We start from the raw sequence: 15,208 nt of genomic DNA on the forward strand, positions 1-15,208 counted from the left end.
CGTTATTCCGCCGCTTCTTGTGATTGCGGTGCGGTCCATTTCAGGATCGGTTGGCGGGCGGCGCGGGTTTCATCCAGACGCTTCAATGGCGCGAAATAAGGGGCACCGGTGAAGCGGTCTGTCTCGTCTGCGCGTGCTGCTTTGGCAAGGGCGCGCATGGAAGCGATGAACTGATCCAGCGTATCTTTCGATTCGGTTTCCGTGGGCTCGATCAGCATGGCCCCATGCACCACCAACGGGAAATACATGGTCATGGGATGATAGCCTTCGTCGATCATCGCCTTGGCAAAATCCAGCGTGGAAACGCCGGTGTCTTTCAAGAAGCGGTCATCAAAGAGCGCTTCATGCATGCAGGGCCCTTCAAAAGACGGAGTCATGTCGCTGGCCAGTTCATGCAGCAGATAATTGGCGTTCAACACCGCATCTTCGGCCACTTGCCGTAAGCCATCGGCTCCATGGCTCATCATATAGGCAAGCGCGCGTACATACATGCCCATCTGCCCATGGAAGGCCACCAAACGCCCAAAGCTTTTATCGCCCTCGGCGGCTTTATGTTCGCGCAAGAAGAGCCCTTCCTCGCCCTCTTCCACAAAGGGGATCGGCGCATAAGGGGCAAGGGCTTTGGAAAACACCACAGGGCCAGAGCCGGGACCGCCGCCCCCATGGGGGGTGGAAAAGGTTTTGTGCAGATTGATGTGCATGGCATCAATGCCCAGATCGCCCGGACGCACGCGCCCAACGATGGCATTGAAATTGGCCCCGTCGCAATAAAAGAACCCGCCCGCTTCATGCACCGCGTCGGCGATCTCGATAATATCGCGTTCAAACAGGCCGCAGGTATTGGGGTTGGTGAGCATGATGCCCGCCACATCAGGACCAAGGGCGGCTTTCAAGGCCGCTAGATCCACCCGGCCATCGTCATTTGCCGGAATGGCCTTTACTTGATAGCCGCAAAAGGCGGCGGTGGCGGGGTTGGTTCCATGGGCGCTTTCCGGCACCAAAATCACTTTGCGGGCATCGCCGCGCGCTTCCAAAGCCGAACGAATGGCCATGATGCCGCACAGCTCGCCATGCGCTCCGGCCTTGGGGCTTAGCGCCACACTGGGCATGCCGGTCAATGTGGTCAGCCAATGGGCCAGATCGCGCATTACCGCCAAGGCACCTTGCACGGTGCTTTCCGGTTGTAGGGGGTGAATATCGGCAAGACCGGGCAGGCGGGCGACCTTTTCATTGATCCGGGGATTGTGCTTCATGGTGCAGGAGCCCAGCGGGAAAAAGCCGCTGTCGATGCCGTAATTCTTTTGGCTCAACCGGGTATAATGGCGCACCGTTTCGGGTTCCGATAATCCGGGAAGGCCCATGCGGTCTTCGCGTTCCAGCCCGCCTAGGGCATGGTCGAAATCCCCCACGTCTTCCAGATCCACCCCGCTATGGCGTGCATCGCCAATCTCGAAAATCAGGGGCTCTACAAGATGCAATCCGCGGTGGCCGCTGGTGGTTTCAAACGGAACGGCATTGTTTGAAGAATTCGGGCCGCTTTGGGTGGGACGTCCGGTTCGGTTCATGGACATGATCAAAGCTCCGCTTGCATAATATCGGCCAAGGCATCCGAAAGGGCCGCAATATCCCCGTCGCTCACCGTTTCAGTGGTGGCAAGGATCAAGATATTGGCGAGATCGTCCCGATCAGGGTACAGCCGCGAGGCGGGAACACCGGCCAGAATTTTGCGCCCGGCCAAGGCTTCGACCACCGGGGCCGCAGGACGGTCAAGGCGCACCGACACTTCATTGAAGAACTGGCTGTTGAGCACCTTTACGCCCTTGATACCGGAAAGCGCTGCCTTCAGGCGTGTGGCCTGCCGGTGATTGAGCAACGCCAATTTGCGCAAGCCCTCTTCGCCAAGCAAGGTCATATGGATGGTAAAGGCCAAAGAGCACAAACCGGAATTGGTGCAGATATTGGAGGTGGCCTTTTCCCGACGGATATGCTGTTCACGGGTGGAAAGGGTCAGCACGAAACCACGTTGGCCGTCTGCATCCACTGTTTCCCCAACCAAGCGCCCCGGCATTTGGCGCACGAACTTTGCACGGGTTGCAAACAGACCCAGATAGGGGCCGCCGAAATTGAGACTGTTGCCGATGGATTGCCCTTCGGCCACCACGATATCCGCTCCCATTTCGCCGGGGGACCGCACAGCGCCCAAAGACACCACTTCTGTCACCACCGCTACCAAAAGCGCGCCTTTTGCATGGGCGGCCTCGGCGATGGGGCCTAGATCATGCAAATGGCCGAACATGTCGGGGGTTTGTACCACCACGCAGGAGGTATTGTCGTCAATGGCGGCGATCAGACGGTCCATATCGCCTTGTGCATCATCGGGGGAGGGGGCGAGGCGCACCACATCTTCATCGCCAAAGCGGGTCATGGTTTGCGCCACATCGCCATAATGGCTGTGCAATCCGCCAGCAAGAATCGCCCGTTTGCGGCCCCGTGTGATACGCCGTGCCATCAAGATCGCTTCGCCGCAAGCGGTGGAGCCATCATAGAGTGAGGCATTGGCCACATCGCAGCCCAAAAGATTGGCCACTTGTGTTTGAAATTCAAACAGATATTGCAGCGTACCCTGGGCAATTTCCGGCTGATAAGGCGTATAGGCGGTCAGGAATTCGCCCCGTTGAATGAGATGATCCACCGTTGCCGGGACATGGTGGCGATAAGCTCCACAGCCCACGAAAAAGGCATGTTCCGCTGCCGGGACATTTTGCCGGGCATAATCGCGGAACAGGCGGTCCACCTCCATTTCGCTTTTATGCAAAGGCAGGTCCAGCAAGGCATCAAGCCGGGCCGCGGGCGGTACATCGCGGAACAAATCGTCGATGGATTTAGCGCCAATGGCCGAAAGCATGGCTCGGCGGTCAGTCTCGTTATGCGGAAGATAGCGCATGGGCGAAGGCCTTTTTGCGGGCGTTACAGCCGGTTATCCCAAATCTTTGACAAAAGCCTCATAGGCGTCTTCATCCATCAGATCATCCAGTTCCGACGGGTCGCTCAAGGCGATTTCAAAGAACCATCCGGCATCCAAAGGGCTTGTGTTCACGGTGGCCGGTTCATCCACCACTGCCGTGTTCAACCCGATAATCTCGCCGGAAACCGGGGCATAAAGCTCGCTGGCGGCTTTCACGGATTCCACAACGGCGGCTTCATCGCCTTTGGTCAATGTTGCGCCTTTTTCCGGCAGTTCCACAAACACCACATCGCCCAATTGGGCTTGGGCATAATCGGTGATGCCTACGGTGCCTTTGCCATCTTCCACGCGGACCCATTCATGGTCTTCGCTATATCGGATCATGGTCATTTCAATGCTCCCTTATCTTGATGATTATCAACGAATTTCAGGCAGTCAGCCCTTTGTTTTAGCGGTTTTTCGCACATAATTCTGTGTAACGAACGGCAAGGCCTGGACGCTGGCAGGGCGAACCTTGCCGCGCACCAAAAGCCCCAGATCGGTGCCGGGGGCCTGAAAGGCGCTTTCTACATAGCCCATGGCCACCGGCCCGCCCAATGTAGGGCCAAAACCGCCGGAGGTCAGCGCGCCAATGGTGCGTGTGCCATCGGCGGTGGTGATGGGGGTGCCTTCGCGGGCAATGGTGCGGTCTTTGGGGCGGATGCCAACGCGCACGCGGTCTGTCCCATCGGTGAATTGTTGCAGGATTTTGGCGGCACCGGGGAAATCCGCCCGTTCGCGGCGTGCTTTGGGGACGGCCCATTTAAGAGCCGCTTCCACGGGCGTGGTTGCCGTATCGATATCATGGCCATAAAGGCACAGGCCCGCTTCCAGACGCAGTGAATCGCGTGCGCCAAGCCCGATGGGGGCCACATCTTCATAGGCCAGCAAACGCCGGGCGAAGCGTTCGGCATGTTCCGCAGGGATGGAGATTTCAAAACCGTCTTCGCCGGTATAGCCGGAACGGCTGATAATCGTCGGGATACCGTCGATTTCGGTCCATAGCGCTTCCATGAAGGAAAGTGCTGCGCAGTCCGGTGCAATATCGGCCAGAACCGTTGCCGCTTTTGGCCCTTGAAGGGCAAGCAGGGCGCGGCCATCCAGGCGTTGTAGCTGGGCGCGGCCTTCAAGCTTTTTGGAGATATGGGCAAAATCACTGTCTTTGGGGCCGGCATTCACCACCAGAAACAAGCCGTCTTCGCCATCCTTGCGCCGGGTAACCATCAGATCGTCAAGAATACCGCCTTCGTCATTCAGCAAAAGCGTATAGCGCATGGCACCTGGCTTTAATGTGGCCAATATTCCGGGCACCAGACTTTCAAGGGCCACGGCTACATCGGTGGAGCCTTGAAGGGAGGTCAGATAGGCCTGCCCCATATGGGAAACATCGAACAGCCCGGCTTTTTCACGGGTGTGAAGATGCTCGGCCATGATGCCGGAGGGATAATGCACCGGCATGTCATAGCCTGCAAAGGGCACCATCTTGCCGCCCAATTCCAGATGCAGGCTATGTAGGGCTGTGGTTTTGGTGGCCGCCGTGGTGGGTGCGGTATCAGGCTTAGGGGCATCGGTCATTCTGCGGCTCCGTTCAGGCGCCGTGATGGCGCAAAGGGCTTTGGCCGCGAAATGCGGCACCAACAAGCCCCCTCTGTCACGGAACCTGAGAGATTTCACCAACGCCCAAAGAGCGCCGCCTTATCCCCGTCGGTGAGCAAGGATTACCCTTGCTGCTTTCCAGAGTGTCCGCCGCCAACGGTCCTTTTGCCTGAGAGTTTCCGGGGCGGTTGCTCCTTCGGCGTCGTGAACGGGGTGATGTGGGCCCTGTTCAGGCTCTCTCCCGCAGGCGGCCAGTGACGGTTACCCGCCGCTAGACAATATGTGTCGTTCCTCTATCCGTCCAAGTGCGTCTCTGTCAACGCAGCAGATTATAGCGCACGTCTTGGGCATCCAGCTGGAAGCCGATCAGAATTTCGTAATCATAGCGCCGGGCCTGCTCGATGGTGGGCAGGATCTGGCGGATGGTTTCACGGCTTATGGCCCGTTGTTGATCGGCCTCGAAGTGAAGGCGGGTGTCATAAATATCCTTGGCGACGATTTCCGAATTGTCGCGCACCACCGCCACGAACCAGCGCAGGGAGACATCCCCCGTGGCAGGCAAAGCCGGGCCACGCATGGCGGCAATGGTGAAGGACACATCGCTCACCACATCGCGGCCTTGGTCGCAATCGAGGCCCAGATTGGAGATACTGGCTTCATAGGCGACATCGGCCGCATTTCTCTCCTCGCCGATAAAGCGGGTATAAGACCCGGTGCCCCCCACCACCGCGAGGGCCGGGCAGCGCTGCACTGTCACTTCCAGAGGATTTTTATTGGAGCCGCAGGCCGCAAGCGTTGCAAGCGAGCCCAAAACAGCGAGTTTCAGCAATTGGCGCATTCTGGACATCGAGTCTCTTCAATTTGATGTTGGCAAGATCGGCATGGTGCAAAATACCCTTAAGGCCTTGGGCGCGTGATGGCAATCACTGCTGGCATTTGGAGACGTGCTGTTTACCCCCAGAGCTTTCACCGCTCATTCAAAATTGAAACGGTTTTTTCCCAAAGATGCTTGCGCTATGCTGATGTTGCGTCCACATGAGGGCGTATCGGCCTTATCGGCACCAAAGGACTGGACCCCCATGAGCAAACCGAGCCTTCTTATTCTTCTTGCAGCCCCGCGTGGTTTTTGCGCAGGCGTTGATCGTGCAATCAAAATTGTCGAACTGGCGCTGGAGCGATTCGGTGCTCCGGTTTATGTGCGCCACGAGATTGTTCATAACCGCCATGTGGTGGAAGAGCTGGAAGGCAAAGGCGCTATTTTCGTCGAGGAACTGGATGAAGTGCCTGATGATGTGCCGGTGGTATTTTCCGCCCATGGCGTTCCCAAAAATATCCCCGCCGAAGCAGATCGCCGTAAGCTGATGTATGTGGATGCCACATGCCCGCTGGTATCGAAAGTGCACCGGGAAGTAGAGCATCACGACCGCACGGGCTATCATATTCTGATGATTGGCCATGCGGGCCATCCGGAAGTGATCGGCACCATGGGGCAGGTGGCAGACGGGGCCATCACCTTGATCGAATCGGAAGAAGATGCCGAAACGGTCCAACCCAAAGATCCCGCGAATCTTGCCTATGTGACCCAGACCACATTGTCGGTGGACGATACCGCAGGCATCGTTGAAATATTGACCCGCCGCTTCCCGCATATTCATGGGCCGCGCAAGGAAGATATTTGCTATGCCACCACCAATCGTCAGGAATCGGTGAAGGCCATTGCCGAGCGCTGTGACCGGTTGTTGGTGATCGGCGCCCCCAATTCCTCGAATTCCCGCCGTTTGGTGGAAGTCTCGGAAAAGCAGGGTGTGCCGTCGCGTCTGGTGCAAAAAGCCGCAGAGATTGATTGGGAATGGTTGAAGGGCGTGACCACCATCGGTATCACCGCCGGAGCCTCGGCACCGGAAGTGCTGGTGCAGGAGGTTATTTCCGCCTTGTCCGAGCATTATGACGTCCGGTTGGAAGAGGTGGAAACCGCACGGGAAGCGGTCACCTTCAAAATACCGGCTGCCCTGCGCGATAGCGCCGCCTGAACACTCGCTTAAAGATGAGTGTGTCTGGAAAACATCGCGTCGAGATTTATACCGACGGGGCGTGTTCGGGGAATCCCGGCCCCGGTGGCTGGGGCGTTTTGCTGCGTTGGAACGGCCATGAGAAAACCCTGAAGGGCGGCGAGGCAGAGACCACCAATAACCGTATGGAACTGACGGCCGCCATCAAGGCGCTCGAGGCTTTGAAGCGCCCTGCCCAGGTGGATCTTTATACGGACAGCACCTATGTGCGTTCAGGCATTACCCAGTGGATTCACAACTGGAAAGCACGTGATTGGCGCACAGCCTCTAAAAAGCCGGTGAAAAACGTGGATTTATGGCAGGCTCTGGATCAGGCGCTGGCGCGTCATCAGGTGTCCTGGCATTGGGTCAAGGGCCACGCCGGACATGAAGGCAATGAAGCGGCCGACCAATTGGCCAATGAGGGGATGGCCCCTTATAAATCATAAGAGGAGCGTTTATGGCCCTTCCCGATAAGGACACTCTCGCTTCAATGATGGGGCTTGTGCCGCAATTATCGGCGCTTGGCATCGAGCTTTGCGAGATGGATAAGGCCCATGCGAAAATGCGCCTGCCTTGGGCGGATCGTCTTGTAGCCTATGCGGATAGCGGGGTTATGGCGGGCGGCGCGGTGTTTACGCTGCTTGATTCGGTTCTGGGGACGGCTGTCTTTTCTGCTTTGCCATCCTTGGTGCCGGTGGCGACCCTTGATTTGCGGGTCGATTATTTGAAACCGGCAACGCCGGGACGGGATCTTTATGCCAGCGCCCATTGTTATAAGCTGACGCGGCAGGTGGCGTTTGTGCGCGGCGTGGCTTTTCATGATAGTGAAGACAGCCCTATCGCCCATGCCACGGCCAGCTTCATCTTGAACCGGCCGCCAAGCCACGTGGCATCTTCCGAACAACAGGCGGATGAAAAAGATAGCACGAAAAAGGATCAGGCATGACTCCGGAGGTCTTTGCCGCTTTGAAAGAAAATAGCGCCCAAGAGGTGTCTTTGGCGGCTATTCCCTATGCCGGGTTTATGGGCATGTTTTTGCAAAGAAATGGCGACGATATGCTGGTGCATTTGAAATATGACATCAAGCATATCGGTGCGCCGGGGCGCTATCATGGCGGCGTTGTGGGGGCGACTTTGGAATTTGCCGCCATGGCGCAGGTAATGTGGGAGGCTTATCTCAAGGGAGAGCCTGTGGCGCGGGACAGCTTGCCCAAACCTGTGACGGTCACCGTGGATTTCCTGCGCAGTGCGGGGCTTTGTGATCTTTATGCCAGCGCCCTTATCGTGAGGCAGGGGCGGCGGATTGCCTCTGTGCGGGCAAGCGCCTGGCAAGAAGACCGTCAAAAGCCTGTGGCCGAAGCGCAGATGCATTTCCTTGTCTCATAAGGCTGACACACCCTTTTTGAACGGAGCGTATCAGCCTTTATGAGTGGGATTAGCCTTCGCCGAATAACAGGCCCCGGAACGCAAATCCCATGAAGATCAGCCCCAGCGCCAAGGGGCACACATAGCGCAGCATGAACAGCCACAGAGCAAAGCCGAATTCGCTTTTCGGTGCCAGTTCATCGCGGATGCTGATGCGCTTCATGCGCCAGCCCACAAAAACAGCCACCAACAGTCCGCCCAATGGCATGATGATATTGTTGGTGAGGAAATCCAGATTATCCAGAACGGTGCCGCGTAAGAAGGTGACATCCGCCCAGTAATTGAAGGACAGGACAGAGCCGATCCCCAGAATGAAAATGGCTATGCCGCCACCGATGGCCGATTTGACGCGATTGATGCCGCGATGTTCTTCCAGCCATGCCACGATGGGCTCTAGCAAGGAAATTGCCGAGGTAAGGGCGGCAATGGCGAGCAACAAGAAGAAAGCCCCACCCACGAGGATGCCGCCGGGCATTTGTGCAAAAGCGACAGGAAGGGTGATGAACACAAGGCCCGGTCCTGCGCCCGGTTCCAGCCCATAGTGAAACACGATGGGGAAAATGGCCAAGCCAGCCAAAATCGCAACCGCGGTATCCGCCCCGGCAATGATGAAGGCGGATTTGGGCAAAGACACATCCTTGGGCACATAGGCGCCATAGGCCATGATGGAACCTAGCGCCAAAGAGAGCGAGAAGAAGGCCTGCCCAAGCGCTTGAATAACGGTTTCCAGTGTGACTTTTGAAAAATCGGGCTGGAATAAAAACTTGAAGGTAGAGGCCGCATCGCCCACAGCCATGGCATAGCTGACCAACAGGATCAGAATAGCGAACAGGGCAGGCATCAGCCATGTGACTGCTTTTTCCAGACCACCGTGAATCCCCCGCGCGACCACCGCAATGGTCAATCCCATGAAAATGGCATGCCACAATAAAAGGAGCGGGAAATTGCCCGTTATGGAGCCGAAATAATCTGCAGAATTACTGGCATCAAGTGTATCGATGGAGCCGGAGAAGCTATCCACCATATAAGAGAGCGTCAGCCCCGCGATTACCGAATAAAAGCTGAGCACAAGGAACGCGCCAATAACACCGGACCAGCCGGCGATGGACCAAAGGTTTGAGCGCCCTTCTTGTTTGGCAACACTTCTCACCGCATTGGGGGGAGACATTTTCCCGCGCCGCCCCAGCGAGAGTTCTGCGATCATCACCGGCACGCCAATGCCGAATACAAAGGCCAGATAGATCAGGACAAAGGCGCCGCCGCCGCCTTCCCCTGCTTCATAGGGGAATTTCCAGATATTCCCCAAGCCTACGGCACTGCCGATGGCTGCAAACATAAAGGCGAGACGCGACGACCAGTTTTCGTGCGCTGCGGGAGCAGGCCCTGCCATGGATGAATCCTTCCCCATATCTTGTTCTATCTATGATGCCTTCATGGGCTTATCACTGCATAATGCATTGGAAGACAGGCCGCTGCAACGGCGCAAAAAAAATACGCCCTTGCTGCATGCCTTCCCTTCCGTCATGCGTTATTTGGTGCCGAAAAGTCGGTCGCCCACATCCCCCAAGCCGGGCATGATATAGCCTTTTTCATTCAACCCTTCATCAAGGGCTGCGGTGAAAATGGGAACATCGGGGTGGGCATCCCGCAGGGCTTTCACCCCTTCCGGCGCGGCCACAAGGCACAAAAAGCGGATATTGGTGGCTCCGGCTTCCTTGACCAGCGAAATGGCGGCTGCGGCGGAATTGCCGGTGGCCAACATCGGGTCCACCACCAGAACATGGCGTTCATCAAGGCCATGGGGCATTTTGAAATAGTATTTCACCGGCTGCAATGTGTCGTGATCGCGGTATAGCCCCACATGTCCGACACGCGCCGAGGGGACCAGATCCAACAAGCCCTGAAGCAAGCCATCGCCCGCCCGCATGATCGAAACAAAGCAGGGCTTTTTGCCGGAAAGCTGTTTTTTCTGGGTGATGGCCAGTGGCGTTTCAATTTCCACATCTTCCAAAGGCAAATCGCGGGTCACTTCATAGGCCAGAAGCAAGCTGATTTCGCGTAGCAATTGGCGGAATTGTGCCGATGATGTGCCGGTGCGGCGCATGATGGTCAGCTTATGCCGGATAAGTGGGTGGTCGATTACGGTTAAGCCATCCTGGTCTGTGCGCGTCATTGATTTCTCCCTCAACGCAGTTTCGTGCAATTGACCACTCCACGCCGGTTCGATCAAGCAAGGATTGCGGCAATCGGGCTTTGAAGACGGGGTGATGTGAAATTCATGGCAGTTTTGATAAGATTTGCTATAGTAAAACATTAGAAAATCTAATGCATCAGCCGAGGCAATGACACATCATGTTTTACCGATTTTTTCTGGAGCACCCGAAATCCGTCGGCGAAGGCTATTTCGCGCATATGGCTTCTGCCTTGAGTTTCGCGGTTTTATTGCTGACCGGAGCCGGCGTGTGTTTTGTTCACGCCTTTTTACCGGGGTGTTTTAGCAAAACCGGCAGCGCCATAGTGGGGCGGCTGCATGATAAAATGATACGCAGCCGCAAACGGCGACCGCAAAATGCCCGGCGTCCGGACCGGCCTATGGCCAGCTTCGATTATGTAATCTGAAGCATTAACTGTTCGGGCAGCCTGTTTTCGGAGATGGTTTATGTCGGCGATGGACTTGGCAATTCTCGCCGCAGGGACCCTGTTTTATGCGGTTTTTTCCAAACGTCTGAACGATGGGATGGTGACCCTGCCGATGGCCTTTGCCCTGTTCGGGTTTTTGGTGGGGGCCGACGGCTTTGATTTGGTGGCCTTCGATACGGGGCATGGCAGCATTCATTTATTGGCGGAGCTGACCTTGGCTCTTGTGCTGTTCAGCGATGCGGCCCGCTTGGATGTGAAAGAACTGTTGAACGGCAAAATTCTGGCGCTGCGTATGCTGTTGGTGGGGCTGCCTTTGGCCGTTCTGGTCGGTGGTGTGTTGGCGCTGCTTTTGTTTCCAGATGTCCCGCCCATGGCGGCGTTTTTGCTGGCGGCCATGCTCGCCCCCACCGATGCGGCCCTTGGGCAGGCGGTGCTGACAAACAAAGACGTGCCTTTAGAAACCCGCGAAGTGATGACGGCGGAAAGTGGCCTCAATGATGGCCTTGCTTTGCCTGCGGTGGTGATGTTTGCGATTTTGGCCTCGGCATCCGATGGCCCCGGCTCCTCCGGACCGGCGATGGCGCAATTCGCCGTCATGCAGATTGTTTTGGGTCCGCTGAGCGGGATCATCGTCGCATATCTTGGGGGGCATTTGATCGACTGGGCGGTGCGGTCCGGCACGGTCACCAAAGAGTTGGAAGGGGTGGCGATGCTGGCCTTGGCGCTTTTGGCTTATGCCTTGGCCGAAAGTATTGGCGGTAATGGATTCTTGGCGGCTTTTTCAGCCGGGATTACCTTGGGCTGTACGGTGAAACACCGATGTGGGGCGCTGATTGATTTCATGGAGGAAGAGGGCCAAATTCTGACGGCCTTCACCTTTTTGCTGTTTGGCGCAACCTTGTTGCCGGACGGGCTGGCGGTGATGGGATGGGGCACTGTTCTTTATGCGCTGGCCAGCCTGTTTGTGGTGCGGGTCGTGGCGATCATGCTGTCTTTCATGGGAAGCAAGGTCGATTATCCCGGCCGGTTGTTCATGGGGTGGTTCGGGCCGCGTGGCCTTGCGTCTATCCTGTTTGCCTTGATGATTTTCGAGACATATGACGTGCCGTTCCATGCGGAATTGCAGGCATGTGTGATGCTGACCGTGGCATTTTCCATCGTTCTTCATGGCCTGTCGGCCACCCCCTTATCGCGGCTTTATGGGCGCTATATAAGGCGGTGATTGCTAAGGGTTGGCCCGGTTCTGACCGCGCAGTGAACGCAATCCATCTGTCCGGCTGCAGCCGATTCCCTCAAAGGCCGATTGGTGCATAAAAGAAAAGGCTCAGCCCAAAATGGCTAAGCCCTTGCTTTAAATGGTGGGCGCGGCAGGATTTGAACCTGCGACCCCTGCGGTGTGAACACAGTGCTCTACCCCTGAGCTACGCGCCCGCTCGTCACGGAGGCGCCTTATATAGCGGCTTCGGGGATGAGTGCAACCATTTTCCTATGGCCCTTGCCAGATAAACACGGTAGATCGCCATAACTGAGCAGAAATGCTGTGAAAAGACGGTGAAAAGAGCGGATTGGCGATGACACTTTTCGTAACCCTGAGCCTGATGGGCGTTACACTTTTGGTTCTTGCGCTGACCACGCTTTTGTCTCGACGCGAATATGTGCCGGGAAAGCCGCCCTTGGTGCCTTATGGCTTTGTGCAGTTCGTGGCGATTTTGGTGCTTTTGATGCTGGCGGGCCACGTGATTACGTTGGTAACAGGCACACCGTTCAAAGGCCGATTTTAATCCGTCTCGTCGTCTTTGAACACCACGCCCATTTGTGGCTTTGTATTCACCGACAATTCAAAAATATCGGGGCGGGAATAATGTCCGGCGCTATCCAGAGCTTGGCGTTCGCGGGCCAAATGCCCCAGATCAAGCGGTGCCATGAGCCGGATTTCCCGATCATAAACGGGAGAGACGCTATAGCGGCCATCGGGGGCGATAAGGGCGCTGCCCCCGCGTTGGATCAGATCGCTGCCTTCAGGGGGCATAGAACCCAGAATGTCCAAGGCTTGCGGCATATCGGGCTTTAAAGATGCAAAGCCATCCAGAACATGGTCTTTGGAAAGGATGCAGCCCGCTGCCGCCACAAAGCATCTGCCCTCAAAGGCATAGGCGCGGCTGGCCACCTGATGCATATCATTCACCGTGGGCCATTGGGCGATGTGGATGGCCTCGGTTTGCGCATGCATGGCGGCGCGGGCTAAGGGCATCCAATGTTCCCAGCAGATCAGGCTACCAAGCACGCCCCACGGGGTTTCTTGTGTTTTAAGGGTAGAGCCGTCTCCGCGTCCCCAAATCAGCCGCTCCGTATAAGTGGGAACCAGTTTTCGGTGATAGATATAGGTGCCATCGGGTGCAAAGCTGAAACTGGTATTATAAAGCGTGCCGCCGCGCCGTTCATGGCTGCCGATCAGGATGTAACAGCCGGTGCGCCGGGCGGCATCGGCAAGGCGAGAGAGATATGCGTCTCCAAGCACCACGGCGTTTTGGGACAAAAGCTGATAAAGCTGCTTTGCTCCTTCTTGATTCCAAAGCGCCGCCTTGGGCGCTTCATCCAGCCATACCGGATAGCCCGGCAGCCAACATTCAGCGAAAGCGATGATGGTTGCTCCTTCTTTCGCGGCGGCTTCGATCTCCGAGATTGCCAGATCCACCGATGCCGGAAGATTTAGGAAGACCGGAGCGCGCTGGATGATCGCAAGGCACGGTTGGACGGGGGAGGACGACGTGGCCTGGGTCATAGGGGATCTCCCGGTTTTTTTGAGGTCGAATAGATGCGGCAGTGTTTATGAGTCGGCAAAAAAGAGCACCGTTCTTTTAGCATAAGCCTTGACGACAAGAGGTTTGCTCGATGGATATGTCTTTTTTGTCACTTTATAATCTCATTTAATAACAATTACTTAGTCTTATTTTTATGCAAAAACCCTATTCCACATCAAAAAAATGCTTGAATTGCCGATTAGGTGTATTACATACCTAGTACACCGAGACGATAACTCGGTAAGAAAAATACACAGTAACAAACCGACAGACCTGAGGATAAAGCGATGATGATCGAAAACACAGCCACCAACGGATCAGCAAAACGTTCCATCCGTCGCCTTCGCCGCCGCCAGCGTTATCAACGTCTGGCCTAAGCATAGAAGCCTGAGTCACGACAGCAACAGCCTGCCATAAGAGCAGATCAAAGATTGAAAGCGAGAACCACAATGTTTGCCAGCACCCAAGCGCACCGTCCTTCCACAGGATACAGCCAACGCCGTGATCGTCGCAGCCGCCGTTTTTCTGGCCGCTTGAGCCAACGCCTTGCTTCCTGACGGGATCTGCGATCGAAAAAGAAAAGGCCAGTTTCAGTGATCTATATGCATGTCATAACGGGGCCGGGTGGCCCCGTTCTTTTTGCCATGGGCACAGGATTTTAGCTTAACGGGCGCGTGCGGACTGGTTCCAGCCTGTGTCGTCTGTCAGGCTGGAAAGGAAGGCCATGGCATCATGGGCCGTTCGTTGCGGGTCTTCTTCCATCGGGATATGGCCCAGATCTTCATAAACCAGCAGATGCGCTTGCGGGATCTGTTCCGCCAAAGCTGCGCCCACTTCCGGTGGTAAAAGGGTGTCTTTCCCGCCCCATAGGATCAGGGTAGGGCTGATGATCCGGCTTGGATCTACGGGGACATCAGGCGTGGCGAAATATTCCATCATCGCCTCACGCGATCCTTCCATCAGCAACAAATGCCAATAACGGTCCACTAGCGTTTCGGTGACGCGCTGTTTGTCGGCCATAACATTTTTCAAACCGTCCCGGATAATGGCGCGCGGGGTTATCCATGTCATCAGATGGCGCAAGACCGGAGTGCGTGCCAAGGTGAATGCAAGGGGGACGGAGCGCGGGGGCATGGTTTCAGGATAATAACCGGACGAATCGATCAGGATTAATCCGGCAATTTTTTGCGGGTGCTGCAAGGCATAGGCGATGCTCATTTTTCCGCCCATGGAATTGCCGCCAAGAACAAAGCGTTCAAGGCCGGTCGCATCAACAATGGCATCAATGGCCGCGGTCATGCCGGAAATGCCATAATCATCGCCGGGGATACGCCCTGTGAGCCCATGGGCGGGCAGATCCAGAGTGATGACCCGGAATTGCGGGACGAGACTATCGGCCCATCCTTCCCAACTATGTAAAGAAGAGCCAGAGCCATGCACCAAAACAACGGGCGGTGCATCAGCCGGACCATAATCGCGGTAATGGATGCGTCCGCCAGCGGGTAAATCGAGAAATCGGGAGGGGGCTTTGGCGTAATATTCTGTCAAAAGCGCGCGATCCAGATCAGGTGTGCCATAATTGAGCACGATCACACATAACAGCACAGCAAAAATGGCTATGGCCCAAAGGCACCATTTTGCAAACTTCCACATTCTTCACCCCCCGGTCATAGATGTGATGGCGCAAGAAA

16 protein-coding genes, 1 tRNA gene and 2 riboswitches are annotated in these 15,208 nt (G+C 56.1%); of the genes, 7 read left to right on the top strand and 10 right to left on the bottom strand.

Annotated elements, in window-relative coordinates; translation table 11 throughout:
• Window positions 1–2: 2 nt before the first annotated feature.
• From gcvPB to IEX96_RS07595, 5 genes are all read right to left on the bottom strand, one after another.
• Entirely contained in the window at window positions 3–1,571 is a 1,569-nt protein-coding gene (gene gcvPB / locus IEX96_RS07575; RefSeq protein WP_188873729.1) for an aminomethyl-transferring glycine dehydrogenase subunit GcvPB, read from the bottom strand.
• Window positions 1,572–1,573: 2 nt separating this feature from the next.
• Window positions 1,574–2,944, bottom strand: a complete 1,371-nt coding sequence (gene gcvPA, locus IEX96_RS07580) for an aminomethyl-transferring glycine dehydrogenase subunit GcvPA (protein WP_150005258.1) — start codon at window positions 2,942–2,944, stop codon at window positions 1,574–1,576.
• Between the two features lie 33 nt (window positions 2,945–2,977).
• Window positions 2,978–3,355 (bottom strand): glycine cleavage system protein GcvH, encoded by a 378-nt coding sequence (gene gcvH / locus IEX96_RS07585; RefSeq protein ID WP_150005257.1) that lies wholly within the window; start codon window positions 3,353–3,355, stop codon window positions 2,978–2,980.
• A 45-nt stretch (window positions 3,356–3,400) separates the two neighbouring features.
• Window positions 3,401–4,579: a glycine cleavage system aminomethyltransferase GcvT gene (gene gcvT / locus IEX96_RS07590; protein WP_150005256.1), complete on the bottom strand. Its 1,179-nt coding sequence runs from the start codon at window positions 4,577–4,579 to the stop codon at window positions 3,401–3,403.
• A gap of 69 nt (window positions 4,580–4,648) precedes the next feature.
• A riboswitch (glycine riboswitch) is annotated at window positions 4,649–4,746 on the bottom strand.
• 1 nt (window position 4,747) lies between these two features.
• Window positions 4,748–4,854, bottom strand: a riboswitch (glycine riboswitch).
• Between the two features lie 62 nt (window positions 4,855–4,916).
• Entirely contained in the window at window positions 4,917–5,447 is a 531-nt protein-coding gene (locus tag IEX96_RS07595; protein ID WP_150005255.1) for a hypothetical protein, read from the bottom strand.
• Between the two features lie 232 nt (window positions 5,448–5,679).
• Between IEX96_RS07595 and ispH the strand changes: the two genes are divergently transcribed.
• The 4 genes from ispH to IEX96_RS07615 are packed head-to-tail and all read left to right on the top strand — an operon-like array spanning window position 5,680 to window position 8,037.
• Window positions 5,680–6,630 carry a 4-hydroxy-3-methylbut-2-enyl diphosphate reductase gene (gene ispH, locus IEX96_RS07600; RefSeq protein WP_150005254.1) on the top strand — a complete coding sequence of 317 codons (951 nt, stop codon included), beginning with the start codon at window positions 5,680–5,682 and terminating at the stop codon, window positions 6,628–6,630.
• A gap of 20 nt (window positions 6,631–6,650) precedes the next feature.
• Window positions 6,651–7,097, top strand: coding sequence for a ribonuclease HI (rnhA, locus tag IEX96_RS07605; protein WP_229773605.1), 447 nt, complete (start codon window positions 6,651–6,653; stop codon window positions 7,095–7,097).
• Between the two features lie 11 nt (window positions 7,098–7,108).
• Window positions 7,109–7,597 (top strand): PaaI family thioesterase, encoded by a 489-nt coding sequence (locus IEX96_RS07610; RefSeq protein ID WP_150005253.1) that lies wholly within the window; start codon window positions 7,109–7,111, stop codon window positions 7,595–7,597.
• Window positions 7,594–8,037, top strand: coding sequence for a PaaI family thioesterase (locus tag IEX96_RS07615; RefSeq protein WP_150005252.1), 444 nt, complete (start codon window positions 7,594–7,596; stop codon window positions 8,035–8,037). Before IEX96_RS07610 ends, IEX96_RS07615 begins: the two co-directional genes overlap by 4 nt.
• A gap of 49 nt (window positions 8,038–8,086) precedes the next feature.
• On the opposite strand, the gene IEX96_RS07620 is transcribed toward IEX96_RS07615, so the two are convergent.
• Window positions 8,087–9,466 carry a sodium-dependent transporter gene (locus IEX96_RS07620; RefSeq protein WP_229773606.1) on the bottom strand — a complete coding sequence of 460 codons (1,380 nt, stop codon included), beginning with the start codon at window positions 9,464–9,466 and terminating at the stop codon, window positions 8,087–8,089.
• A gap of 138 nt (window positions 9,467–9,604) precedes the next feature.
• A complete protein-coding gene (gene upp, locus IEX96_RS07625; RefSeq protein ID WP_150005250.1) occupies window positions 9,605–10,249 on the bottom strand; it encodes a uracil phosphoribosyltransferase in 645 nt (214 codons plus the stop codon).
• Window positions 10,250–10,428: 179 nt separating this feature from the next.
• Between upp and IEX96_RS07630 the strand changes: the two genes are divergently transcribed.
• On the top strand, window positions 10,429–10,695 hold the full coding sequence (locus IEX96_RS07630; protein WP_188873731.1) for a DUF6356 family protein: 267 nt from the start codon (window positions 10,429–10,431) through the stop codon (window positions 10,693–10,695).
• Window positions 10,696–10,735: 40 nt separating this feature from the next.
• Window positions 10,736–11,938, top strand: a complete 1,203-nt coding sequence (locus tag IEX96_RS07635) for a cation:proton antiporter (protein ID WP_188873732.1) — start codon at window positions 10,736–10,738, stop codon at window positions 11,936–11,938.
• A gap of 134 nt (window positions 11,939–12,072) precedes the next feature.
• On the opposite strand, the gene IEX96_RS07640 is transcribed toward IEX96_RS07635, so the two are convergent.
• Window positions 12,073–12,147 (bottom strand) — tRNA-Val (locus IEX96_RS07640).
• Between the two features lie 140 nt (window positions 12,148–12,287).
• Here IEX96_RS07640 and IEX96_RS07645 point away from each other — a divergent pair.
• Window positions 12,288–12,497, top strand: a complete 210-nt coding sequence (locus IEX96_RS07645) for a hypothetical protein (RefSeq protein ID WP_149999840.1) — start codon at window positions 12,288–12,290, stop codon at window positions 12,495–12,497.
• On the opposite strand, the gene IEX96_RS07650 is transcribed toward IEX96_RS07645, so the two are convergent.
• Window positions 12,494–13,498, bottom strand: coding sequence for a carbon-nitrogen hydrolase family protein (locus IEX96_RS07650; RefSeq protein WP_150005247.1), 1,005 nt, complete (start codon window positions 13,496–13,498; stop codon window positions 12,494–12,496). The two genes, IEX96_RS07645 and IEX96_RS07650, sit on opposite strands and share 4 nt — an antisense overlap.
• 682 nt (window positions 13,499–14,180) lie before the next feature.
• Window positions 14,181–15,170: an alpha/beta fold hydrolase gene (locus IEX96_RS07655; RefSeq protein WP_150005246.1), complete on the bottom strand. Its 990-nt coding sequence runs from the start codon at window positions 15,168–15,170 to the stop codon at window positions 14,181–14,183.
• Window positions 15,171–15,208: the final 38 nt, after the last annotated feature.

The organism is Iodidimonas muriae (assembly GCF_014647255.1).
Lineage (GTDB): Bacteria > Pseudomonadota > Alphaproteobacteria > Sphingomonadales > Rhodothalassiaceae > Iodidimonas > Iodidimonas muriae.